Annotated in this window: 20 protein-coding genes; 14 read left to right on the top strand and 6 right to left on the bottom strand. The window is 69.4% G+C overall.

Annotated features, from left to right (window positions below; translation table 11 throughout):
- The 3 genes from DI276_RS46480 to DI276_RS46470 form a co-directional block, all read right to left on the bottom strand.
- Positions 1 to 3123 carry a beta strand repeat-containing protein gene (locus DI276_RS46480; protein ID WP_112276243.1) on the bottom strand — a complete coding sequence of 1041 codons (3123 nt, stop codon included), beginning with the start codon at positions 3121 to 3123 and terminating at the stop codon, positions 1 to 3.
- A 188-nt stretch (positions 3124 to 3311) separates the two neighbouring features.
- Positions 3312 to 4064 (bottom strand): hypothetical protein, encoded by a 753-nt coding sequence (locus DI276_RS46475; RefSeq protein ID WP_112276241.1) that lies wholly within the window; start codon positions 4062 to 4064, stop codon positions 3312 to 3314.
- A gap of 152 nt (positions 4065 to 4216) precedes the next feature.
- Positions 4217 to 6394: a translocation/assembly module TamB domain-containing protein gene (locus DI276_RS46470; protein WP_232837385.1), complete on the bottom strand. Its 2178-nt coding sequence runs from the start codon at positions 6392 to 6394 to the stop codon at positions 4217 to 4219.
- 78 nt (positions 6395 to 6472) lie between these two features.
- On the opposite strand from DI276_RS46470, the gene DI276_RS46465 reads away from it, so the two are divergent.
- Positions 6473 to 7624, top strand: a complete 1152-nt coding sequence (locus DI276_RS46465) for an AI-2E family transporter (protein WP_112276366.1) — start codon at positions 6473 to 6475, stop codon at positions 7622 to 7624.
- Positions 7625 to 7638: 14 nt separating this feature from the next.
- Here the strand turns inward: DI276_RS46465 and DI276_RS46460 are convergent, their stop codons facing one another.
- Entirely contained in the window at positions 7639 to 8835 is a 1197-nt protein-coding gene (locus DI276_RS46460) for a diguanylate cyclase (protein WP_112276239.1), read from the bottom strand.
- Between the two features lie 124 nt (positions 8836 to 8959).
- Here DI276_RS46460 and macS point away from each other — a divergent pair, with 124 nt between their 5' ends.
- The 13 genes from macS to DI276_RS46395 all read left to right on the top strand — a co-directional run bounded on the left by macS (position 8960) and on the right by DI276_RS46395 (position 20162).
- Positions 8960 to 10117, top strand: coding sequence for a MacS family sensor histidine kinase (gene macS, locus DI276_RS46455; RefSeq protein WP_232837384.1), 1158 nt, complete (start codon positions 8960 to 8962; stop codon positions 10115 to 10117).
- On the top strand, positions 10114 to 10776 hold the full coding sequence (locus DI276_RS46450; RefSeq protein ID WP_112276235.1) for a response regulator: 663 nt from the start codon (positions 10114 to 10116) through the stop codon (positions 10774 to 10776). The genes macS and DI276_RS46450 overlap by 4 nt, the downstream gene beginning before the upstream one ends.
- Positions 10777 to 10796: 20 nt before the next feature.
- A complete protein-coding gene (locus DI276_RS46445) occupies positions 10797 to 11306 on the top strand; it encodes a DUF1707 SHOCT-like domain-containing protein (protein ID WP_332874766.1) in 510 nt (169 codons plus the stop codon).
- A 36-nt stretch (positions 11307 to 11342) separates the two neighbouring features.
- The gene (locus DI276_RS46440; protein WP_112276231.1) at positions 11343 to 12791 is read left to right on the top strand and encodes an SDR family oxidoreductase; all 1449 of its coding nucleotides are present in this window, start codon (positions 11343 to 11345) and stop codon (positions 12789 to 12791) included.
- A 36-nt stretch (positions 12792 to 12827) separates the two neighbouring features.
- The gene (gene tdh / locus DI276_RS46435; protein ID WP_112276229.1) at positions 12828 to 13859 is read left to right on the top strand and encodes an L-threonine 3-dehydrogenase; all 1032 of its coding nucleotides are present in this window, start codon (positions 12828 to 12830) and stop codon (positions 13857 to 13859) included.
- Positions 13859 to 15037: a glycine C-acetyltransferase gene (locus DI276_RS46430; protein WP_112276227.1), complete on the top strand. Its 1179-nt coding sequence runs from the start codon at positions 13859 to 13861 to the stop codon at positions 15035 to 15037. The genes tdh and DI276_RS46430 overlap by 1 nt, the downstream gene beginning before the upstream one ends.
- Positions 15038 to 15311: 274 nt before the next feature.
- Positions 15312 to 15497 carry a hypothetical protein gene (locus DI276_RS46425; RefSeq protein ID WP_112276225.1) on the top strand — a complete coding sequence of 62 codons (186 nt, stop codon included), beginning with the start codon at positions 15312 to 15314 and terminating at the stop codon, positions 15495 to 15497.
- A 79-nt stretch (positions 15498 to 15576) separates the two neighbouring features.
- Entirely contained in the window at positions 15577 to 16053 is a 477-nt protein-coding gene (locus tag DI276_RS46420) for an RNA polymerase sigma factor (protein WP_198681319.1), read from the top strand.
- Positions 16038 to 17054, top strand: coding sequence for a hypothetical protein (locus DI276_RS46415; RefSeq protein ID WP_112276223.1), 1017 nt, complete (start codon positions 16038 to 16040; stop codon positions 17052 to 17054). Before DI276_RS46420 ends, DI276_RS46415 begins: the two co-directional genes overlap by 16 nt.
- Positions 17055 to 17141: 87 nt before the next feature.
- Positions 17142 to 18218 (top strand): alpha/beta hydrolase fold domain-containing protein, encoded by a 1077-nt coding sequence (locus DI276_RS46410; RefSeq protein WP_157985374.1) that lies wholly within the window; start codon positions 17142 to 17144, stop codon positions 18216 to 18218.
- Positions 18219 to 18222: 4 nt separating this feature from the next.
- The gene (locus DI276_RS46405) at positions 18223 to 19077 is read left to right on the top strand and encodes a LysR family transcriptional regulator (protein WP_112276219.1); all 855 of its coding nucleotides are present in this window, start codon (positions 18223 to 18225) and stop codon (positions 19075 to 19077) included.
- Positions 19078 to 19168: 91 nt separating this feature from the next.
- Positions 19169 to 19984, top strand: coding sequence for a helix-turn-helix domain-containing protein (locus DI276_RS46400; RefSeq protein ID WP_112276217.1), 816 nt, complete (start codon positions 19169 to 19171; stop codon positions 19982 to 19984).
- 13 nt (positions 19985 to 19997) lie between these two features.
- A complete protein-coding gene (locus DI276_RS46395) occupies positions 19998 to 20162 on the top strand; it encodes a DUF397 domain-containing protein (RefSeq protein ID WP_232837383.1) in 165 nt (54 codons plus the stop codon).
- Here the strand turns inward: DI276_RS46395 and ptsP are convergent.
- Both ptsP and DI276_RS46385 read right to left on the bottom strand, forming a co-directional pair.
- Positions 20139 to 21770 (bottom strand): phosphoenolpyruvate--protein phosphotransferase, encoded by a 1632-nt coding sequence (ptsP, locus tag DI276_RS46390; protein WP_112276215.1) that lies wholly within the window; start codon positions 21768 to 21770, stop codon positions 20139 to 20141. The genes DI276_RS46395 and ptsP overlap by 24 nt on opposite strands.
- Before the next feature lie 39 nt (positions 21771 to 21809).
- Positions 21810 to 22664, bottom strand: a complete 855-nt coding sequence (locus DI276_RS46385) for a Dyp-type peroxidase (RefSeq protein ID WP_157985377.1) — start codon at positions 22662 to 22664, stop codon at positions 21810 to 21812.
- Positions 22665 to 22674: the final 10 nt, after the last annotated feature.

The following is a 22674-nucleotide window of genomic DNA, read 5'->3' as shown; positions in this document are numbered from 1 at the left end:
TTACAGCGAGCCGGTCACCGTCTGGAACAGGTTGGCCGGGTCGATCATGGCGAGCGCCGGGGCGTTCACCGGCAGCTGCGGAAGCTCGCGCTCCTCAGCCTGCGGGGCCAGGCCCTGGGTCGGGTTCAGGTTGAGACCCGAGATGGAGGCCGGGCCGTCCAGCGGCAGCGCGGGCAGCGAACGCTCGGTGGGCAGAGCGGGCACCAGCGGCAGGGCCGGGAGGGACGGCAGCGAACGCTCGGTCGGCAGAGCCGGCAGCTGCACCGGAACCGGCAGGGCCGGCGCGGTGAAGGGCAGCGACGGCACGGTCGGCAGCGAACGCTCGGTCGGCAGCGCGGGGAGCAGGCCCTTCGCGGCGTCGAGCACCTGGCCCAGGGGCAGGCCCTGGACGTTCGGGGTCACGCTCGCCACGCCACCGGGACCGGCGGGCAGCTCGGTGCGCTCCTGCGCGAGAGCCGGCAGCTCGGTCGGCAGCTGGTCAACGGTCGGCAGCTGGCCGACGGTGGGCAGCTCCGGGGTCGGCAGCTGGCCGGCCATCGCAGCCAGGTCGGCCGGGTTCGGCGGGGTGTTCACCGGCAGCTTGTCGATGCCGTGGAACGCCGGAACCTCGTCGGCCTTCAGCAGGCTGTCCACGCCCTTGGGCAGCTCGAGGCCCTTGAGCTGGGTGGCCCGCAGGGTGCCCTGCTCCTCGCCGGTGAGCTGCGTGTCGTCGCTCGTGCCCGCGGTGGTCGCCTGGCCGACGACCTCGACGGGGATGCGCGCGACCTTGGCAGCCGCCTCGACCGGGACGGTCATCTCGCGGGCGGCCAGCGGGCCGTTGCCCTCGGTCTCCATGTCGCCACCCGCCTGGGTGTGCGACACCTTGTCGGTGACCGTGTTGGCCTGACCCGCGACCGCCACCGCGTCCGCGTACACGCCGGCAGCGGCGTTGGCGGGGACGTGCAGCAGGTTGCCGGAGACCGAGGAGTCCTCGCCGGAGGTGGTGCTGTCGCCACCGGCGATGATGTTCGTGTCGGTGACCGCGTCGGAGTTGGTGATGCCCGCAGCCGAGACGGTGTTGCCGGGCACCGCGACGAACGGCGTGGCCTGGCCGGCGATCAGGTTGCCGGACAGCGAACCCTTGTCACCGTTGCTGTCGACGTCGCCACCGGCGACCGAGTCGAGGTCGTTGGTGGACGCGGCGTCGACGTTGCTGCCGCCGCCGACCGACCAGCCCATGACCTGGGTGCCGGACGCGACCGGAGCCGAGACGACGTTGCCCGCGATCGAGCCCGCCTCACCGGTGGTGAGAGCGTCGCCGCCCGCCTTCATGTCGGTGGCGTTGTCGCCGGACGACCAGTTGTTGCCGACGAGCGTGGCGCCGTTGCCGAAGACCTGGGCCGGCGTCGAGGTCGGAGCCTGGACGATGTTGCCCGAGACCGAGCTCTTCTTGCCGTAGGCCTTCGGGGCCTGGCCCGCGGTGACCGACGTGTCGTTGGCCGTGTCCGACTTGGTGTTGCCCACGAGCCCGGCCGTGGTGCCGAAGACCTGCCCGGCAACCGCGGTGGGCGCGGTGACGACGTTGCTCGAGACCGTGCCGTGGTCGTCGACCGTGTTCGGCTGACCACTGGAACGAACGTCCTTGGTCTCGTCCGCCGAACCCGAAGCGGAGCCGCCGAGCGCACCGGCCAGGCCGTAGGCCTCCATCGGCGCGGCGACCGGGGTCTGCACCAGGTTGCCGGAGACGACGGAGTCGTTGCCGGTCGTGCCCTGGTAGCCCGCGGTGCTCGACTTGACGTCGTTCTCGCAGGTGCCGGCCGCCTGGCCGCCACCGGCCGCACCGTTGCCGCACACGTCCACGGCCGTGGCCGGCGGGGCGTCGACGATGTTGCCGGACAGGACCGAGTTGTCGCCGCGGGTGAAGCCCGGGCCACCAGCGGTCGACGTCGCGTCGTTCTTGTGTTCGGTCAGCGCGTTGCCGATGACCGCGGCACCGTTGCCACCAGCTGCGGTGGGCAGCGAGATCGGCGCGTCGGCGATGTTGCCGGACCCCGTGGAGCCCCAACCGCTGGTCAGGTACTGGCCACCGGCGGTCGACTCGTTGGTCGTGTCGCTGATGGCGGTCGCGTTGCCACCACCTGCGGCCGCGTTGTCGTCGACCGTGATCGGGCCGGCGAGCGCGGGCGCGGCGATGTTGCCGGCGAGCGTGGCGGGGTCGCCGTTGGTGTAGGTCTTGCCACCGGCGAGGGCGGTGCCGCTCTGCGTCGCCTCGCTGGTCGAGTTGGCGATGGCGGCGACGGCGTTGCCGTTCACCTCGAACAGCGGAGCCAGCGGGATCGGCACGGCGTTGCCGGTGAGCGAGCCGTTCTTGCCGCTCGTCCGGACGTCGCCCGCGGAGGAGGCGAACGTGTCGGCGGTCGAGGAGGACTCGGCGATGCCTGCCCCACCCACGGCGTTGCCGGTGAGCTGGACCGGCGTCGCGCCCTGCTCGGCCACGACGTTGCCGGAGGCTGCGCCCTTGTCACCGTTGGTGGTGATGGGGCCGCCGGTCGTCGAAACCTGCTTGGCGTCCGTCGCCGTGGCGGCGTTGCCGCCGGCCGCGATCGCGTTGCCGGTGATCTGGACCGGCAGCACGTGGTTGACGGCGACGACGTTGCCGGCGAGCGCCTGGCCTGCGCCGTTGGTGACGATGGTGCCGTCACGGTGCGTTTCCTGCGTGCAGTCGCCGGCCGCCTCGCTGTTGCCGAGGACCGCGATCGCGTTGCCGCAGATGTTGATCGGCGCGTCGACGTGCGCCTGGATCGTGTTGCCGCGGAACAGGCCCTGCGCGGCGGTGCCCTGCACGCGCTCGGCGGCCTGCCGGATCAGCGGGTGCGCGACCGGAGCGGCCGTGCGGACGGGCACCGCGCTGGTGACGCGGTCCGTGCTGATCGTGCGGTCGATCTTGGGAACGTTCAGGTTCTTGACGGGGGTGCCGAGGTTGTTCTGGTCCACCAGCACGGGAACCGAAACGCCCGCGTCAACAGGCGACGGCGCTGCGTCGGGGTTGACGTTCTCCTGGGCAGAAGCGATGCCCGTACCGAGCATCAGCAAACCACCAGTGACAAACGCGGACTGGATTCCGCGCTTTGCCCAGGTCTGCATTGGGTCTCCTTCCAAATGTCCCGTCTAAGCGACGGGGGCTCTAGGGGTGGGGCCGGACGCGCTTGGGGAAGGGCGCGTCATCACCGGGGAGTCGCACGCGGTGATCGACCGGAAGGAGCGCAAGAAAAGCGCGACGGTCGACTTCCGGACAGCCAGGGGAGAGGGCTGTCACGGACCGCGCGCTGGAATCAGTCGGGGTTGATACCGGGCTGCTTGCCCGGCGTCACGGTCACCTCGTCGGTGGACGGCGCGAGAGCGCGCGTCACCGCAGTGCCGTAAGCGTTGCCGGACGCAGCGAGAGCAGCGATCGCGCTGCCCTTCGCAGAGCCAGAACCGTCGGAGCACGAAGTGCACTGCACCGGCGCGGGGGCCGGGACGGGCAGCTTCGGGAACGGGTTGCTGGGCAGGGACGGGCGCTGCTCGGAGGGCACAACGAAGTCGTTGTGCGCCAACAGGTCCGTCCACGATGCACCGGACGAGCCGGTGAACTGCGAGGCCACCGGGGCCGACTGGGCGGCCTCGGTGAGGGCCGGGATCTCCTGGTAGGTCACGTCCACGGACCGCTCGGTGGCGGGTGCCTGGGACTGACCGAACCTTCCGACCTGGGGCAGGATCCGTTCGGTGATCTGCTCGACCACCTGCTGAACCTGCACCTCCGGCAGAGCGGCGCGAGCCTTCTGCTGCTCGGCGCGCAACGCTTCGTCGACCTCGTGCACTGCGGCGGCCGCCGGTACGACGACCGGCAGCTTCTCGTCCACAGAGACGATCTTGGTGACGACGTCGAACTGCTGCACGTCTTCGGTCGCGTGCGCCGAAGACGTGCTGAGCGCCCAAGCGACGGCCGTACCCGCGATCGCACCACCGACGGCGAGCAGCGCGCGGGTGGCGAACCGGCGGAAGCCGTTCGCTCCCGTCTTCGCTCGCTGATCGGCGGAGAACAACGCAGGAAACCTCGCTACTTCGGTGGCACTCAAGGGATTCGCCGACGATCAAGGTGATCAAGTCGACGCCGGGGACTCTGCCAGTCCCGGTGCCCCGAATGCACGCTCAGAGCGCTCGGTTAACTACATCGTGTGAAATGCCAGGCCCAAGATCAAACCCGTTTCAGCACGCGAGCCGCACCAGCCGCCGCGGTCGACGCCAACACCCAGCCCACGGCGACGAGCGTCCCGGAAATCCACTGCGACGCGCCCGTGAACTGCCACTTCCCGTCGTGGCCGAAGTCGATGATGGGCAGCAACAGGTCGAGCGAGAGCAGCCAGGCGTTCCACACCGGGTCCTCGTCCTTGTTGAGCTTGACCATCGGGTGCCAGTTGAACCAGAGCGCGCCGCCCAGCCAGAACACGCCGAGCCAGCAGATCGCGAGCCACGGTCGGTAGCCGTAGCCGACCGTCCACCGCTGCACCGCGCCCCAGACCCGGCCGGCGCGACCGAGCTCGGAGTAGCGCCGCCGTTGTTTCTCGAGCTGGACCTTCTGCGCGAGTTCCTCCTCGCCGCCCTGCTGGTAGACGGCGGCGAGCTGCTCGTACGGTCCCGGCGCGAAGTCCGGCTGCACCTTCAGCAGCCACTTCAACCTGGTCTCGACCGGCACGTCGGGATCAGCGGTGATGCCGGCGAACTCGAAGTCGTCCACGGCGACGCCGCCCTCGGCGTCCCACAGCCCCGGCCCGTCGGTCACCGAGACCGCCTTGAGCCTGCTCAGCACGATCTTGCCCTTGGGCTGCTGGCCGGCGGGGATGTGCAGGCGGAACTGGTGGACGGTGAGGCCGTAGGCGTTGAGCGCGATGTCCGCTGCGGTCGAGCCGAGGTGCGAGTCGCTGAAGGTCGCCATCTTGCCGACCTCGCCCAGCCGGATCCGCACGCCGCCGACCGCGGTGAACCCGCGGCTGCACAGGAGGTCCTTGCCGATCGTGATGGCGCGGGCGTCCAGTGACGGCTTCTGCGTGCCGTTCGCGCGGAGCCTCGGCAACGTCAGCTCGGCGCCGGACATGTCGAGGGTGGAGCCGATGTTCGCGTTCTGCAGGCGGACCGAGCCCTTGGCCTTGAGGTCGCGCAGGAACAGCGTGCCGCCGATCTCGAGGCGGTCGGCGAACAGGACGTCGATGCCGGGCCCGTGCAGCGACACCCCGGACATGCTGGCGCTGCCCATGATGTGCGCGTTCGACAGCCGCACCTGGCCGTAGGTCTGCAACGGCAGCGACCGGATGCCCGCGCCGTTGACCGCGCTGCGCGCCTCGACGTCGCCGCGGACCTGCATGCCGTCCGCGTGCAGTGCGACCGGGATGCGGTTCGTGACGTCGCCGGCGAGCTCCTCCGCGACGTCGCGCGGCCCGATGACCGCGCCCGAGAGCCGGAGGTACCCGCCGATGCTCGCGTTGGGCAGCCGGACCGTGCCGGTGCTGGTGAAGCCGTCGTCGAGCTCGAGGTTGCCCTCGACCCGGATGCGGTCGGCCACCAGCGTCGCCGCCTCGTCGGCCGACCCGTGCGGCAGGACCAGCACCTGGTTGTCGATCTGGTGGGTGGAGTGCAGGCGGGCGCCGGTGAACTCGAGGTTCCCGCCGACGCGCGCGCCGTCGAGCAGCACCCGGCCGTCCGCGGTGAACCGGCCGCCCTCGGCGTTGCAGAAGACGTTGCCCGCGACCACGATGCCGGACGCCTCCAGCGCGTCCCGGCCGGTGTTGATCAGCCGCGCGCCGCCGAGGTGGACGCTGCCGCCGATCGCCGCGCCCCGCAGCCGCACCTCGCCGTTGGCGCGCAACGCGATGGCCTGCACGGATCCGCTGACCCGCAGCCGCGCGCCGAGCAACGCGTGGTCCGTGTCGGACCTGAGCACGGCGCCGGCGAGTCGCAACGTGCCGTCGACCGCGGCGTCGGTGAGGTCGACCGTGCCGGTGCAGGTGAAGCCCGCCTCCAGGACGAGGTCGCTGAAGACGCGGAGGTTGCGACCCTGGATGCCGGGCACGCGGGTGCCGCGCAGCCGCAGGCCGATCAGCCGGGCCATGCGGAGGTCGAGCGGTTCCTCGAAGGCGCAGTGGGTGAGGTCGATGACGCGCGTGACGCGGGTGCCTTCGAGCTCGAACTTGCCGGTGACCCGTGCGTTTCGCAGCCGCAGCGCGGGCAATCCCTTGCGCGGCACGCGGTACATGCCGGTCAGCAACCCGGTGAGCACCTCACCGCGGACGCTCTGACCGGTCAGGTCGATCTCGGTGCCGCCCGCGTAGGCCCCGGCGACCTGGCGTTCGACCTCGGTCAAGTCTTCCGGCTTGATCAAATCGTCCTCCCCTGACGAACGGATCATCCCTAATGAGGTTCCGGCTTGGCGAGCGTTCGAACGGTTAACGTGAGGCACGTGAGCGCACGGGAGTCGGAGATCAGCAGCCGCGTTCCACTGCTGCTGCGGGTAAGTGCCGCGCTGAGCTGGCGGTTCGTCGTTGTGGTGGCCGCGTTGTACGTGGTCGCGTACGTGCTGGGCTTCCTCGCGTCGATCGTGATCCCCGTCGCAATCGCGCTGCTGCTCGCCGCCCTGCTGTCGCCCGGCGTGGCGAAGCTCGTCGAGTGGCGGGTGCCGCGCGGCGTGGCGACGACCGTGATGATGATCCTCGGCATCGGTGTGCTCGGCGGCGTGCTGACGTTCGTGATCTCCGAGTTCTCCCGCGGTCTGCCCGAACTGCAGACGCAGGTGGCGGCGTCGCTCGACACGATCCAGAAGTGGCTGAAGGACGGGCCCGCGCACCTGTCGGACCAGCAGCTGCAGAACTACATCAACGAGATCGTGAAGACGATCAAGGAGAACCAGGCGGAGATCACGTCCGGTGCGCTGACGACCGCCGCGACCGTCGGTGAGGCGCTGACCGGGCTGCTGCTGGCGCTGTTCACGCTGATCTTCTTCTTGCACGACGGTGACGGGATCTGGCGATTCGTGATCCGTGCGGTGCCTGGCGACGTGCGGTCCCGTGTCGACGTTGCCGGACGTCGCGGGTTCGGCTCTCTCGTTTCTTATGTGCGCGCGACGGCCGCTGTTGCCGTGGTGGACGCCGTCGGTGTGGGCATCGGCCTGGCGATCATCGGCGTGCCGCTGGTGGTGCCGCTGTCGGCGTTGGTGTTCCTCGGGGCGTTCATTCCCATCATCGGTGCGGTGTTCACCGGTGCGGTGGCGGTCTTGATCGCGTTGGTGACCAACGGACCGATCGCCGCTCTGGTGGTGTTGGCCGTGCTCATCGGCGTGATGCAGCTGGAGTCGCACGTTCTGCAGCCGCTGTTGCTGGGACGGGCGGTGAAGCTGCACCCGTTGGCGGTGGTGCTCGCCATCGCCGGCGGCCTGGTCGTGGGCGGGATCGCCGGGGCGTTGCTGGCGGTGCCGTTGCTGGCGGTGCTGAACTCCGGGATCCGGTCGCTGGTGTCCGATTCGGACGCCGAGGAGGACCCGGAGCAGGTCGACGTGCTGGATCCGCAGGACACGGCACCGAAGGACGACAAGGGCGAGCGGGTCAAGGACCTCTAGGACCTCTAGGACCTCTAGGCCATCGAGACGAGGTTGCGGCCGTACGCCTTCGCCGCCAGCAGCGCTGCGTCGGCCGCCACCAACAGGTCCGGCAGCTCGTAGCCGAACCTCGTCGTGGTCGCCACGCCGATGGACACGGTCAGCCCGCGCAGCTCGTGCGGCTTCCCGTCGGTGGCCATCGTCGGGACCCGCAACGCGGCCACGGCCTTGCGGACCCGTTCGGCGACCGACTCGGCCTCGTCGGGCGTGGCTTCTGGCAGCAGCACGACGAACTCCTCGCCGCCGAACCGTCCCACGAGATCACCTCGGCGCACGGTGGCGCGGAGCAGCAACGAGATCGCGGCGAGGGCGGCGTCACCGGCCAGGTGGCCCACCTCGTCGTTGACCTTCTTGAAGTGGTCGAGGTCGAGCAGCATCACGGCCATCGGGCGGGTGCGGCCGGAGCCCTTGGTGAGCTCGTAACGTGCGCGGCTGTCCCAGTGCACGGCGTTGGCCAGGCCGGTCTTGGCGTCGCGCTGGGCAGAGCGGCGCCACTGCGGGAGCTGGGCCGCGCGTTCGAGCAGGAGCAGGGACGGGCCGGCGATCAGGGCGTGCACTGCGTTGGACTCCGCGACGCAGCCCATCAGGCCGCCGATCGACACCGCCACGATGCCGAGGATCACGTCGATGGGTTCGCCGACGTTCTCGTCGAAGGTGGCCGAGGGGCGGCGGAGTTTCAGCCCGACCGCGATCAGGGCGGCGCGCATGGTCAGCAGCACGGTCGCGCCGAGGATCATGATCAGGAGGCTGGCGTGCGGGTCCGACCAGCCCAGCAGGTAGCGGGTCGCGAAGACGGAGAGCGCGGTGGCGCTCAGGGTGAACATCCAGCGGTAGGTCTCCGGGCGTTGCGCCAGCAGGCAGTGCAGGGCAGGGCCGAAGAGCAGCAGCACCAGTAGGTTCGGCGGCAGGGCGAGGATGCCGGCCGTCAGGTAGGAGAGGTGGGCGGCCCACGGGTTGCGCTCGGTCTCGCCCAGGCGGTGGCTGTAGATCGAGCTGCCGATGATCACCGCGCCGGCGGTGCCCGCGATGGCGGCGAACCTGGCGATCTCGGAGGGTGACGGGGTGGGCGTGCAGATGATCACCGAAGTGACCGTGGCCAGCGCGATCGCGTCGATGAACAGCCAGTAGCAGAGCGCGGGCCGCCGCAGTGTCCACACCGGCCAGTCGCGCACCTGTATGCCCTCCCCACCTGAACCCGGAGAGCGTCGCACATTCCTCCGTTCGGCAGAAGACGGCCACCTGGGGGTTAGCCAGCGCACGTTCACGCGGCAGGATGGTGGCCGAAAGGAGCACAGCGTGCCCAAACTGCCTGCCGAACGTGTGACGAAGGTGATCGACGACCCGGCCACGCCGCTGTGGCGCGGGGTGATCGCGCTACGCATAGTCACATTTCTCTTCGCGGCGGCCAACGTGATCGCGAACCAATCCGGTTACATCCGGCCGTGGCTCGCGTGGACCACGCTCGGGGTGATGGCGCTGTGGTCCGTCTTCACGAGTCGCGCCTACAGCACTACGTGGGGCAGGCGCTGGCCGTTGGTGCTCGTCGACCTGGCCTTCACCTGCGGCCTCATGTTGCTGTCGCCGCTGATCATGTCCGACCACCAGCTGCTGATGCTGAACGTTCCGCTGATCACCACGATCTGGGCGTGCGTTCCCGCGGTCGCGCTGGGCGCGCTCGGCGGGTCGTTCGCCGGCTTCGCGGGCGGGCTGACGGTCGGCCTCTTCACCTACCTGTCCAAGGGACTGCCGGGTCTCGACCTGCTGCGCGACGTGGTGCTGCTGGCCGGTGCGGGCATGGTCGTCGGCATGGCGTCGGCGACGGCACGGCGTTCCGCGGTACTGCTCGCCCAGGCGCAGCGCACGGAAGCGGCGACGGCGGAACGGGAACGGCTCGCGCGCTCGATCCACGACAGCGTCCTGCAGGTCCTCGCCCGCGTGCGCAAACGCGGGCTCGAGGTCGGTGGCGAGGCAGCGGAACTGGCCATGCTCGCCGGCGAGCAGGAGGTCGCCCTGCGGAACCTGGTGGCCGCCGCGCCCGACTCCACTGTGGACGGAGAGATCGACCTGCGGCCGGGCCTGCAGTTACTGGCCACGCCGCGGATCCAGGTGTCGACTCCGGCCACCCAGGTCATGCTCACGGCGGGCACGGCCGTCGAGCTCCACTCGTTGGTCCGCGAAGCACTGTCCAACGTGGACAAGCACGCCGGTGAGGACGCGCGGGCCTGGGTGCTCCTCGAAGACCTCGGGGAGGAAATCGTGCTGAGCGTCAGGGACGATGGTCCAGGCATCCCGGAAGGCCGGATCGCGTCCGCCGCCCGAGAGGGCAGGATGGGCATCGAGAAGTCGATCAAAGGCCGGGTGGAATCGCTGGGCGGCACGCTGGAGCTCCAGACCGGGCCGGGGGAGGGCACGGAATGGGAGGTTCGGGTGTTCAGGAAGGGGGCGGCAAGATGACGGTCTCGGTGATGGTCGTGGACGACCACCCGATGTGGCGCGAAGGCGTGGCACGCGACCTGGCGGAGCGCGGCTTCGAGATCGTGGCGACCGCCGGCGACGCCGCGTCGGCCGTGCGCATCGCGAAGGCGGTGCGGCCGAACGTGGTGCTGATGGACCTCAACCTGGGCGAGCTGTCCGGTGTCGACGCCACCCTGATGATCACCGGCGAGCTGCCGGAGACGCGCGTGCTGGTGCTGTCGGCCTCCGGCGAGCACGACGACGTGCTGCAGGCCGTGAAGGCGGGCGCGTCGGGCTACCTGGTGAAGTCGGCGTCCGCGGACGAGCTGGTCGAAGCCGTGTCGCGGACCGCGGCCGGCGACGCCGTGTTCACTGCCGGCCTCGCGGGCCTGGTGCTGGGCGAGTACCGGCGCATGGCCGCCGCGCCGGACGACTCCAAGGACAAGCCGGAGCTCACCGAACGGGAGACCGAGGTGCTCCGGCTGGTGGCCAAGGGCCTCACCGCACGCCAGATCGCCAACCGCCTGGTGATCTCCCACCGCACGGTCGAGAACCACGTCCAGTCGACTTTGCGGAAATTGCAACTGCACAACCGGGTGGAGCTGGCGCGTTATGCCATCGAGCACGGTCTCGACAGCGAACCGGAGGCAGAGAGATGACCGACCCCAGAGAGTTACGCGTGTCCGACCCCGAGCGTGAGCACGTGGTCAGCTTGCTGAACAAGGCGGTGGGCCGCGGCATGATCACGCTCGACGAGTTCACCACCCGCACCGACACGGCACTGGCCGCGGTGACCCGCGCCGACCTGAACGCGGTGCTGGTCGACCTGCCCGGCATGGTCAACAACGAGCTGGCTCGCTCCCGCACCGAACTGCGCAACTCCTTCGGCACCACCGTCCGCAAGGGCCACTGGGTCGTGCCGAACGAGCTCGTCATCCACAACACGCTGGGCTCGACGAACCTCGACTTCACCCAGGCCGACGTGCCGCCGCGGGTCGACATCGAGCTGGACGTGTCGGTCGGCTCGGTGAAGCTCGTGCTGCCGCCCACCGCGTCGGTGAACATCGACGGCGTCGAGATCCAGGCAGGCGAGATCAAGGACAAGGTGCGCAACGGGATCGGCAACCCGCACTTCCAGGTGCGCGGGTACGTGCGCGGCGGGTCGGTGCTGATCAAGCGCGGCCGCTGAACTGCGGGTCTTCGTCTCGGCGCGCAGGATCGAGGCATGCGGTGTCTCGTGACCGGTGCGACCGGGTACCTCGGCGGACGGCTCGTGCCCAGGCTGCTGGCGGCGGGGTATGAGGTGCGGTGCCTGGTGCGGTCGCCGTCGAAGCTGCGGGACGTTCCGTGGGCCGCCGACGTCGAGATAGTGCGCGGGGACGTGCTGGGTGACGTTTCCGAGGCGATGCAGGACGTAGAGGTCGTCCACTACCTGGTGCACTCGTTGCGCTCTTCGGACTTCGCGGATGCCGATCGCGCGGCCGCCACGAACACCGCCAGGGCCGCCTCACGTGCGGGTGTGCGGCGGATCGTCTACCTGGGCGGACTGCATCCGGCCGGCCCGCTGTCGCCGCACCTGGCCTCCCGCAAGGAGGTCGGGGAGGTCTTCCTGCGCTCGTCGGTACCGGCCGTGGTGCTGCAGGCGGCGGTGATCATCGGGTCCGGGTCGGCGTCGTTCGAGATGCTGCGCTACCTGACCGAGCGGTTGCCGGTCATGGTCACGCCGCGGTGGGTGCACAACCGGATCCAGCCGATCGCGGTGCGGGACGTGCTGCGGTACCTGGTCGAGGCGACGACGCTGGACGCGAACCGGACATTCGACATCGGCGGGCCGGACGTGCTCACGTACCTGGAGATGATGCTGCGGTACGCGCGGGTGGCCGGGCTGCCCAAGCGCCGCGTCCTCCCGGTGCCCGTGCTGACGCCGGCACTGTCGTCGCACTGGGTCAACCTGGTCACGCCCGTGCCCCGGTCGATCGCGCGGCCGTTGATCGAGTCGCTGGTGCACGAGGTGGTGTGCCGCGAGAACGACATCCGCGTGCTGCTTCCTGGTGAGAACGTCGGCTACGACAGGGCGGTCGAGCTCGCGCTGGCCAAGATCCGCGACGCCGACGTCGAGACCCGCTGGTCGGGAGCCTCCACCCCTGGTGTCCCGAGCGAACCTCTCCCGACCGACCCCGACTGGTCGGGCGGTTCGGTCTACACGGACGAGCGCGAACGCCACACGCAGGCCACTCCGGAACGGCTGTGGGAGGTCGTCGAGGGCATTGGCGGCGAACGTGGCTGGTACTCGTTTCCGCTGGCCTGGGCGATCAGAGGATGGCTCGACCGGCTCGTCGGGGGAGTTGGTCTCCGCAGGGGCCGCAGGGATCCGCACCGGTTGCACGTGGGTGAGGCGCTCGACTTCTGGCGGGTCGAGGAGGTCGAACGCGGCAGCCTGCTCAGGCTTCGCGCGGAGATGAAGGTGCCCGGCAAGGCGTGGTTGGAGCTTCGAGTGGCGGGCAGCGGAGGACACGGGTCCACTTACCGCCAACGCGCCGTGTTCGTGCCCAAAGGGCTCGCGGGACACCTCTACTGGGCGGTGGTCTGGCCGTTTCACGGGGTGGTGTTCGGCGGCATGGTGCGCAACATCGCCTTTGAAGCTGAGCTGCACAAGAGCTTCAGAAAGTCCTGATGGACTGCACAAGCAGCAAAGGGTGAGACTTCCCGCATGAAGGCTCTCGTCAAGGTCGCCGCTGGGCCTGGCCTCGAACTGACCGACGTCCCCGACCCGACGCCGGGTCCGACGGACGTGCTGGTCAGGGTGTTGCGCACGGGTATCTGCGGCACCGACCTGCACATCGAATCGTGGGACGACTGGGCGGCCCAAAACATCAAGGCGCCGCTCACGCTCGGGCACGAGTTCGTCGGCGAGGTCGTGGAGACTGGCGCCTCCGTCACCGGCGTCAAGGTGGGCGACCTGGTCAGCGGCGAGGGGCACCTCGTGTGTGGGACGTGCCGCAACTGCAAGGCGGGGCGGCGGCACCTCTGTGCGAACACGCGCGGTCTGGGCGTGCACTCCAACGGGGCGTTCGCGCAGTACGTCGTGTTGCCCGAGCAGAACGCGTGGGTGCACCGGACGCCGGTCGACCTGGACGTGGCCGCGATCTTCGATCCCTTCGGCAACGCCGTGCACACCGCGTTGAGCTTTCCGGTGATCGGCGAGGACGTGATCATCACGGGGGCCGGGCCGATCGGGATCATGGCGGCCGCGGTGGCCAAGCACGCGGGGGCCCGCAACGTCGTGATCACCGACGTGTCCGAGCACCGGCTGGACCTGGCGAGCAAGGTCGGCGTCGACCTCGCGGTGAACGTGGCTCACAAAACCATCGAGGAAGCCCAGCACGAGCTCGGCATGGCCGAGGGCTTCGACGTCGGCATGGAGATGTCGGGGAAGCCGTCTGCGTTGCAGAGCATGATCGCGAACATGGCGCACGGCGGTCGCATCGCGATGCTGGGGCTGCCCGCGGAGGAGTTCCCCGTCGACTGGAGCAGCGTCGTGTTGAAGATGCTGCACATCAAGGGGATTTACGGCCGCGAGATGTTCGAGACGTGGTACTCGATGACGGTGCTGTTGCAGCGCGGGCTCGACCTCGCGCCGGTCATCACGCACCGGTACGACCACACGCAGCACGCGGAGGCCTTTGCCACCGCGCGTGAAGGCAAGTGCGGCAAGGTCATCCTCGACTGGACGGGAGCCTGATGTACGGCGAGCTGAAGAACGACCTCCGCAAGACGATCGAGGAGATCCGGGAGGCCGGGCTCTACAAGTCCGAGCGTGTCATCAGCACCCCGCAGAACGCCGCCGTGCGGGTCGGCCAGGGCGACGAGGTCCTGAACTTCTGCGCCAACAACTACCTCGGGCTCGCCGACCACCCGCGGCTGATCGAGGCCGCCAAGCAAGCCCTGGACGACTGGGGCTTCGGCATGGCCTCGGTGCGGTTCATCTGCGGCACCCAGGAGCCGCACAAGGAACTGGAGCGCAAGCTCAGCGAGTTCCTCGGCACCGACGACACGATCCTGTACAGCTCGTGCTTCGACGCGAACGGCGGTCTGTTCGAGACGCTGCTCGGCGCCGAGGACGCGATCATCTCCGATGAGCTGAACCACGCGTCGATCATCGACGGCGTGCGGCTCAGCAAAGCGCGCAGGTTCCGGTACAAGAACCGCGACATGGACGACCTCGAGCGCCAGCTCAAGGACGCGGCCGACGCGCGCTACCGGCTGATCGCGACCGACGGCGTGTTCTCCATGGACGGCTACCTCGCGCCGCTGGACGAGATCTGCGACCTGGCCGAGCGGTACAACGCGCTGGTCATGGTCGACGACTCGCACGCCGTCGGCTTCACCGGACCGACCGGCCGCGGCACGCCGGAGCTCTTCGGCGTGCAGGACCGGGTCGACATCGTCACCGGCACGCTCGGCAAGGCGCTCGGCGGTGCGTCCGGCGGCTACACGTCCGGGCGCGCGGAGATCATCGAACTGCTGCGCCAGCGCTCGCGGCCGTACCTGTTCTCGAACTCGCTCGCGCCGTCGATCACCGCCGCCGCGATCGCCACGCTGGACCTGCTGTCGAGCTCGTCCGAGCTGCTCACCCGCCTCAGGGAGAACACCGAGCTGTTCCGCCGGCGGATGACCGAGGAGGGCTTCGACCTGCTGCCCGGCGAGCACCCGATCATCCCGGTGATGATCGGCGACGCGGCCGAGGCGGCACGGCTGGCCGACCTGCTGCTGGAGCAGGGCATCTACGTGATCGGCTTCTCGTACCCGGTGGTGCCGCACGGCAAGGCGCGGATCCGCACGCAGATGTCGGCCGCGCACTCGTTGGACGACGTGAACCGGGCGGTCGACGCCTTCGTTGCTGCACGCGGGCGGATGTAGTCAAGCGATCGGGTGAAGACGTGTATCGGTGAGGCCGCCGGACAGGACCTCCCCTACATGGCCAAGCAACCAGACCCGCGCTACGGCAGTTGTACGCAGGGCAACGACAGCCCTGCGTACAACGTCGGCGGCGGCACGTTCGGCGACAACGCCGTCATCCAGCAGAGCGTCCGGAAGAACACCAGGAACACCTTCAACCTGAAGGGCGTCGGCGGCATCGTCCTGGCCGTCGCCGTGATCGGGGTGGTGGCTTCGCCGGCTACCAGCTCGCGACGTGCAGATGCCGCAGATGGACATCAGCTGCGGCGGCGCGGTCGAGGCGAGCGGCGACCACCTCGCGCTGAGCAGCACCTCTGGCCCGTGCGGCGCGATGAAGGCGAAAGTCAGCGGCCAGCGGATCGACCTCACCGTGAGCGGCGACAAGGGCGACCAGACCCTGTCGCTCACCAGGACCGGTTGAACTGCCTGTGACCCACATCACTCTGCGGTAAGAATCGAAGCGGTCGGCGCACTACCTCGTGCAGAGGGAGGGGGCGATCGTGGAGGACTTCTCGGCTGTCTACCGCGAGTGCTACCCGCGTGTGCTCGCCTATGCCGCGAGCCACGCGGGTGCGCAGCGGGCGGAGGACATCACCAGCGAGACCTTCACGATCGCCTGGCGCAAGCTCGACCAGATGCCGTCGAACGCCCTGCCGTGGCTGCTCGGCATCGCCCGCAACCTCGTGCTCGCCGCGCGCCGGCAGAAGTGGCACGACGAGATCGACGACGTGCCGGTGACCGACGACTTCGTGCGCGTCGTGGAGATTCGGTCCGCGTTGGCCAGCCTGTCCGACGCGGACCAGGAGGTGCTCACACTCGTCGCGTGGCACGGGCTGCCGGCAGCGGAGGCCGCACAGGTGCTCGGCTGCACGACGGCGACGTTCTTCGTGCGGCTGCACCGCGCCCGACGACGGTTGCGCGCCGCTCTCTCGACACCGAACTACGACCGTGCGAGGGAGTCATGGAAGACCTCCTGAAAGACCTGGCTGCGGCCAAGCCGCCAACGCCCGAGGTCGATCCCGCCCGGATGGAACGCGACCTCGCGCGGATTATCGCGCTGCCACGGCGCCGGGTCGCCGGGTCGCAGCTCGTCAAGCGGTTCGCTCCCTTGCTGGTCGCGGCCGCGGTGATCGCGCTCGTGGTCGTCCTGTTGCCGCACCCCACCAAGCCGGTCCAGCCCGCCGCGCCTCCGCAGTGGTGGCACGCGCTGACGCGGCATTGGTCGCTGATGGTCGTCGGCGATCCCGCGAACCCGTACCTCGTGGAGTTCCGCTCGACGACCGACCGGTGGCTGACCGCCGACACCGAGATCTCGGTCATCCAGAAGGACGGCGAGGTGGAGCCCTACTCGCGGGAGGACGAGGCCAGGTGGGAGCTGGCGGGCAAGCCGACGAGGGCACCCCAGGTCGGTGGGAACCATTCGGTGCGCGTCGGACCGATGAAACCTGCCGTGCTGAAGACGGCTGTGTCCGGGTTCCAGATGTCCCTGCACAGCAACGTGCGCCTCGACTCGCTCCACTCGCTGTCTAAGGACCCGGTGGAGCTGAAGAAGACGCTGGAGAACCTCGTCGGCGGCAAGGACGCGTACCGGACCGCATCACTCGCGATGGAACTGATGGCTGCGAACGTGAGCGACGACCAGCGACGAGCGTTGTTCGAGCTGCTCAAGACGATCGACGGGGTCCGCTTCCTCGACCAGGCGCCACTGCGCAACGGCAGCACCGGCGTCGGCGTGGCGGTCGCGGCGCCGCCCAGGTTCCAGTTCTCCGACGTGGAGACCCATTTCATCGTCAACCCGGAAACCGGCCTGCCGTCCAGAAAACTGGATTTGATCACCACGCCCCAGCACGGCCTGCCCGGGTACACACCCGTCGCCGAGGCGGAGTACCTCCTGCTGGACAGGACGACCATCGACCCGATCGTGCCGCAGAACGTCCCCGTGAACGGCGAAGTGGAGTCCCCGATCGTTGCCCGCTGAGACGAGCAATCCGAGGTACGCGGAAATCGTTCCGCAAACGTTCGAAGATGGACACACCTGGTCACGCGGGCGGGGAACGATCGGCCGGTGTCCAGGAGTTCACGGCAGCGGGTGGCCCTGCGCATGGCCACCCTCGGGGTCGCGGCCGCGTTGCGCCTGCCCGACCGGGTGATCCGCGCGCTCGTCGGTGCGCCGGTCCGAGTCGAGGGCGCACAGCTGAGTCCCACCGCGCAGCTGTTGATCACGCTGGAGCGGGCCGTGCCGCGAGCCGCCCCCAACGTGGTTCCCGACCTGGTGGCGGTCCGCAGGGACTTCGACATCGTGTCGTCCGTGCTGCTCGCCGGTGTCGCGCCGGACGTGCAGGTGCAAGACACCTTCGTGGCCGGCGCGCGCGGCCCGGTTCCGGCGCGGGTGTACAGCCCTCCTGGCGCGTCCGGCCCGCTGCCCCTGCTGGTCTTCTTCCACGGCGGCGGGTTCGTGCTCGGCAGCGTGGCCAGCCACGACGGGATCTGCCGCTTTCTCAGCCGGCACAGCGGCGTGCGGATCGTGTCGGTCGAGTACGCCCTCGCCCCGGAACACCCGTATCCGGCCGGAGTCGAGGACGCCTACGCGGCGTTCCAGCACGTCGTCTCCAACGCAGAGCGCTTCGGCGGTGGCGTGGTGGGGGTGGGCGGCGACAGCGCGGGTGGAGCGCTCGCCGCCGTGGTGGCACAGCGGTGTGTCGACGAAGCCGGGCCGAAGCCGGCCTTCACCCTGCTGCTCTACCCCGCCGTCGACGGGCTGAGCGAGCACCGGTCGCGGCAACTCTTCGGCAGCGGGTACTTCCTCAACCTCGAGGTCGTCGACTGGTACCGGTCCTGCTACACAGCAGACCTCACGCGGTTGCTCGAGCCGTACGCCTCGCCGTTGCGCGCTCCCGATTTTCGCGGCCTGCCACCGACCTGCGTGGTCACGGCGGGATTCGACGTGTTCCGGGACGAGGGCACCGAGTACGCCGACGAGCTGAGGGCCGCCGGGGTCGAGGTGGTCCACCTGCACCGCGACGGGTTGGTGCACGGGTTCGCTTCGTTCCTGGCCTGCGACCGGCACGCCCGGCAGGCGATGTGGGCCGCCGCGGCAGAGCTGCGTCGCATGGCTGTTGTGGCGCGTGAACCCTCATCATGAGCGGGTGATCGACCCACGACGGCTCCGCGTGTTGCGCGCGTTGGCCGACCACGGCACGGTGACCGCCGCGGCCGCCGCGCTGCACCTCACGCCGTCAGCAGTGTCGCAGCAGCTTGCGGCGCTGGAGTCGGAGGCAGGCCACCCGCTGCTGCTCCGAAAAGGACGACGGGTGTCGCTCACTCCTGCGGGTGAACTGCTCGTCGCGCACGCCAATGTCGTTGCCGCAGAACTGGAACGCGCACAGGCCACTTTGGACGCTCTCACCGCCGGCACTGCGGGACGGGTCGCGGTGGCTGCGTTCGCGTCGGCGATCACGCAGGTGGTGGCGCCGGCGCTCAAAGCGTTGCGGGACCGGTCGATCGAGCTGTCCGTGCGGGACGCCGAGGGGCACGAGAGCGTGCGGCTGCTGCTGGACGGTGAGATCGACGTGGCGATCACCGAGGAGCACCGGTCGACGGACCGATTCACCGCGTTTCCGCTCTACGCCGAGCCTTTCGACGTGGTGCTGCCACCGGGGCACGCGTTGGCGGGCGGGCCGGTCGACCTGGCCGCGCTGGCCGACGAGGACTGGGTCGTGACGCTGCCGGGGAACCCGTTGCGCGACGTGGTCGAGATGGCGTGTGCGCAGGCCGGGTTCGCGCCACGGATCCGGCACACCTCTGACGACTTCCGCGCCATCCAGGCACTCGTCACGGCCGGCGCTGGAGTCGCACTGGCGCCACGCAACGCCGTTCGTGGCGTACCAGTCGATGGCGTGGCGCCACTCAGACGCGTCGTTGCGGCTGTACGGCGTGGGACAGAAGACCACCCGTTGATCCAGGTTGTCCTCGGAGAACTGCACTCAGTGGCACAAAAGTAAAACTTGTGCGGCCTCCAAAAACTACTTCCTTCAGGGAAATTCGGGCGGAAACGATGGAGCGAAGGGGACCCGCACTCCTAGCTTCATCGCCATGCCACGACGAATTTCCAGCGTGGTGGGACGGGAGTTCGGCGAGGGCCTCCGCCGCGCCATCGAGCAGACCCGGATGACCCACCGCCAGATCGCCGAAGCACTCGGCTGGCAAGAAGCCAAGCTCTCCGACCTGGTGCGGGGAAAGGGTGGCGTCACCGAGGCCGAGCTGGCCATGCTGCTCGGGTTCTGCCGCGTCAAGCCGGACGAGGCCCGTCACCTGATCAAGCTCTACAACGAGTCACGCGAGAACGGGTATCTCCAAATCCCTCATTCCATGCGCAGTCTCATGGAACAGGAACGTCTCGCCAACAAGATCGTGGTCTGGTCGATGAACCTGGTCCCCGGCCGCCTCCAGACCGCCGACTACATGCGAGGCCTCGTTCAGGGGGCGGTGCGCAACAAGTCGGTCGACTACGAGGAGGTGATCGCCGCCAAGCTGGCGCGCCGCGAACTCTTCCACTGGAGCCGGGAGTTCGTGTTCTACATCCACGAGCAGGCGTTGCGGCTTCCGGTCGGATCGCCGGACGTGATGAAAGACCAGCTGCTCCACATCCTGGCGATGGCACAACGTTCCTACATCGAGGTACGGGTGATGCCGACCGCAATCGGTGCACACGCTGGGGTTTCCGGCTCGTTCATGCAGCTCGAGTACGAGAAGTTCGAGCCTGCTGTCTACCTCGAAGGCGAGAACTCCTGCCTCTTCCTCGAAGACAAGGCGTCCCTTGCCGTCTACGCCGACCTGCTGAAACTGATCGACCAGCAGGCGTTGGATGCGGAACACTCGAAGGAGCTGATCACCAGCATCCTGATCTGAGGAGATGTTCCGCATGTCCGTCTGGCGCAAGAGCAGCTACAGCATCAACTCGAACGACTGCGTCGAGGTTGGCCGTGGCATCGGCGTCCGGGACAGCAAGGCACCGACCACGCACCTGCCGGTGTCGGCAGACGCGTGGTCGGCATTCTTGGGACTAGTGCGGGGCGCGAGCCGCTAGCTTCGCCGTCGCCGGGTCGCCCGCCGCCAACGCGCCACGGGCCGCGAGCTGGCAGATGTCCATGCTGGACGTGGCGAGCTTCGCGCCGACATCGGCGAGAGCCGTGTGGTTCATCGACAGCGACGTCACGCCCATGCCGATGAGCACGCACGCGAGCAACGGGTCGGCCGCCGCCTCGCCGCAGACGCCGATCGGCTTGCCTGCCGCCGTCGCCGCATCGCCGACCTGGGCGATCAGGCGCAACAACGCCGGCTGCCACGGGTCGTTCAACGCGGCCACGCCACCGAGCTGGCGGTCGGCGGCGAAGACGTACTGCGCCAGGTCGTTGGTGCCGATCGAGATGAAGTCGACGACCTGCAGGATCTCGCGGGCGGACAGCGCTGCGGACGGGACCTCGACCATCACACCGGCCCGGGAGATGCCGGCTTGCCGGGCACGCGCGACGAACCACGAGGCCTCGGCGGCGGTGGCGACCATCGGGGCCATGACCGAGACGTCGGCGCCGGACGAGGCAGCGGCGGCGGCGATGGCCTGAAGCTGCCGATCGAGCACCTCGGGGCGGTCGAAGGCGACGCGCAGGCCGCGGACGCCCAGGGCCGGGTTGGGCTCGGGGTCCGGGTTCAGAAACGCCAGCGGCTTGTCCGCGCCCGCGTCGAGGGTGCGCACCACAACCGGCTTCCCCTGGAACGGCGCCAGCACAGCCTCATATGCAGCAGTCTGCTCAGCAACACTCGGCTCCTCCGCCGCGTCCAGGAAGCAGAACTCCGTGCGGAACAAGCCCACGCCCTCGGCGCCGGCAGCAGCAGCGGCCGCAGCGTCCGCGGGGGAGCCGACGTTGCCGAGGACCTTGACGCGGTGGCCGTCCTTCAGCACACCGACGCCGTTCCACGTGGCCTTCTTGCCCGTGCCGGCCGCGCGGACCTTGCCGTCGGACTCGCGCACGTGGCCGGTGTCGCCGTCGACCTCGAGAGCAGGTACGTCCAGCGCCAGCACGCCACGGCACGCGACGACGGCCGGGATGCCCAGCGAACGGGCCAGGATCGCGGTGTGGGAGGTGGGGCCGCCCTCCTCGGTGACCAGGGCGAGGACCTTCGACGGGTCGAGACCCGCGGTGTCGGCGGGCGCCAGATCACGCGCCACCAGCACGGACGGCGAAGCCAGGTCGGGCACGCCAGGGGCAGGCAGGCCGAGCAACTCGGCGACCACGCGGTCGCGGACGTCCTGGACGTCGCGGGCGCGTTCGGCCATGTAGCCACCGGCGGCCTGCAGTGCGGAGATGAACTTCGCGGCGGCCTGGTGCACCGCTCGGGCGGCGGGCAGGGACTCGTCGACGACGAGCTTCTCGGCCGACTTGATCAGGGACGGGTCGCCGGCCATCGCCGCCGTCGTCTCCAGCACCGCGCGCGCCTCGCCCTCGACGCTCTTCGCGCGCTCCATCAGGCGCTGCGCGACGACCTCGGTGGCCGGGCGGATGCGGGAGGCCTCTTCCTTTGTATCCGCAGGTCGCGGGCCCAAGGGAGGTTCGGGCAGGGCCTCAGCGACCCTGACCACGGGGCCGGAAGCCCGGCCGCTGCTGACACCGACACCGCTCAGCCGCGCGCTCGACATGGTCTAGACCATACCCTTCAACCGGGAACCGACGACAGTTCAGTGTGACCAATCCAGCGGCGGAATGCGGAAAGCCGCGGAGCTGGTCGTCGTGGCGTAACGCAAAAGTGCGTCGCCATCGATCATGCGATACATCGTGTTCACAAAGGTCTTCAGCTCACGTTGGTACGAGATGAAGAGCAGGCCCTCTGCGTAGTTGTAGGAGCGGCGCAGCATCAGACCGGCACCGGCCAGCAGCGGATGCGCCCGCCGGACGTGCGCGTCGGCCGGGATGACGTACTCGCCGTCCGGTGTCTTTGCCGACAAATCGACCTCGTCGCCACCGGACAGCGGCACGGCGTCGTGCTTCCGCCGCCCGAACACCCGTTCCTGCGCGCTGACCGGCAGCGCGGCGAACCCGGCGAAGTCGAGCTTGATCCGGCGCACGACCGCGATGGTCGACCCGTCCGGCAGCCAGACCTCCTGCTCGAACTCCGCAGCGGTCTTCGGCACGACGATGCCGTCCTGGAAACCCAACCCGTTCGTGCGATCGGCGTTGCAGAACCCCTGCTCACGCCAGCGCAACCGGCCGTCGGGCCGCAGCCGCTCAGCCGCGTCGCGCACCGCAGCGGGATCGTCCCCGCAGATCTGCAGGAACAGCCGTCCGCCCAGGTGCTGCGGCCGGACCGCGTCGCCGGGGAACTCCGGCAGCCCGTCGACCCCGTGCCCGTACGTCACCGTCACCGTCGAGCTGACCTGCGCAGACGACACGGCATCCGCGTCCCACACGGAGACGTCGGCGTGCAGCTGCTGCGGCGTCACCACACCCGGCTGCCGAACAGAGGAACCACAGCCGCCGAGTAGCCCGATGGCAGCAGCGCCGTAGAGCAGACGACGGCGTGAGATGTGGACCACAGGGGCAGTG

The organism is Lentzea terrae (assembly GCF_003265345.1).
Taxonomy (GTDB): Bacteria; Actinomycetota; Actinomycetes; order Mycobacteriales; family Pseudonocardiaceae; genus Lentzea; species Lentzea terrae.
The sequence above is the reverse complement of the archived record's forward strand: the minus strand, read 5'-3'. Positions and strand labels throughout refer to the sequence as shown.

What these genes read in the sequence shown, in the direction of transcription:
- DI276_RS46480 (WP_112276243.1), bottom strand. Translation starts at nt 3,123, where the DNA reads ATGCAGACCTGGGCAAAGCGCGGAATCCAGTCCGCGTTTGTCACTGGT.
- DI276_RS46450 (WP_112276235.1), top strand. Translation starts at nt 10,114, where the DNA reads ATGACGGTCTCGGTGATGGTCGTGGACGACCACCCGATGTGGCGCGAA.
- DI276_RS46440 (WP_112276231.1), top strand. Translation starts at nt 11,343, where the DNA reads ATGCGGTGTCTCGTGACCGGTGCGACCGGGTACCTCGGCGGACGGCTC.
- tdh (WP_112276229.1), top strand. Translation starts at nt 12,828, where the DNA reads ATGAAGGCTCTCGTCAAGGTCGCCGCTGGGCCTGGCCTCGAACTGACC.
- DI276_RS46430 (WP_112276227.1), top strand. Translation starts at nt 13,859, where the DNA reads ATGTACGGCGAGCTGAAGAACGACCTCCGCAAGACGATCGAGGAGATC.
- DI276_RS46415 (WP_112276223.1), top strand. Translation starts at nt 16,038, where the DNA reads ATGGAAGACCTCCTGAAAGACCTGGCTGCGGCCAAGCCGCCAACGCCC.
- DI276_RS46400 (WP_112276217.1), top strand. Translation starts at nt 19,169, where the DNA reads ATGCCACGACGAATTTCCAGCGTGGTGGGACGGGAGTTCGGCGAGGGC.
- DI276_RS46395 (WP_232837383.1), top strand. Translation starts at nt 19,998, where the DNA reads ATGTCCGTCTGGCGCAAGAGCAGCTACAGCATCAACTCGAACGACTGC.
- ptsP (WP_112276215.1), bottom strand. Translation starts at nt 21,770, where the DNA reads ATGTCGAGCGCGCGGCTGAGCGGTGTCGGTGTCAGCAGCGGCCGGGCT.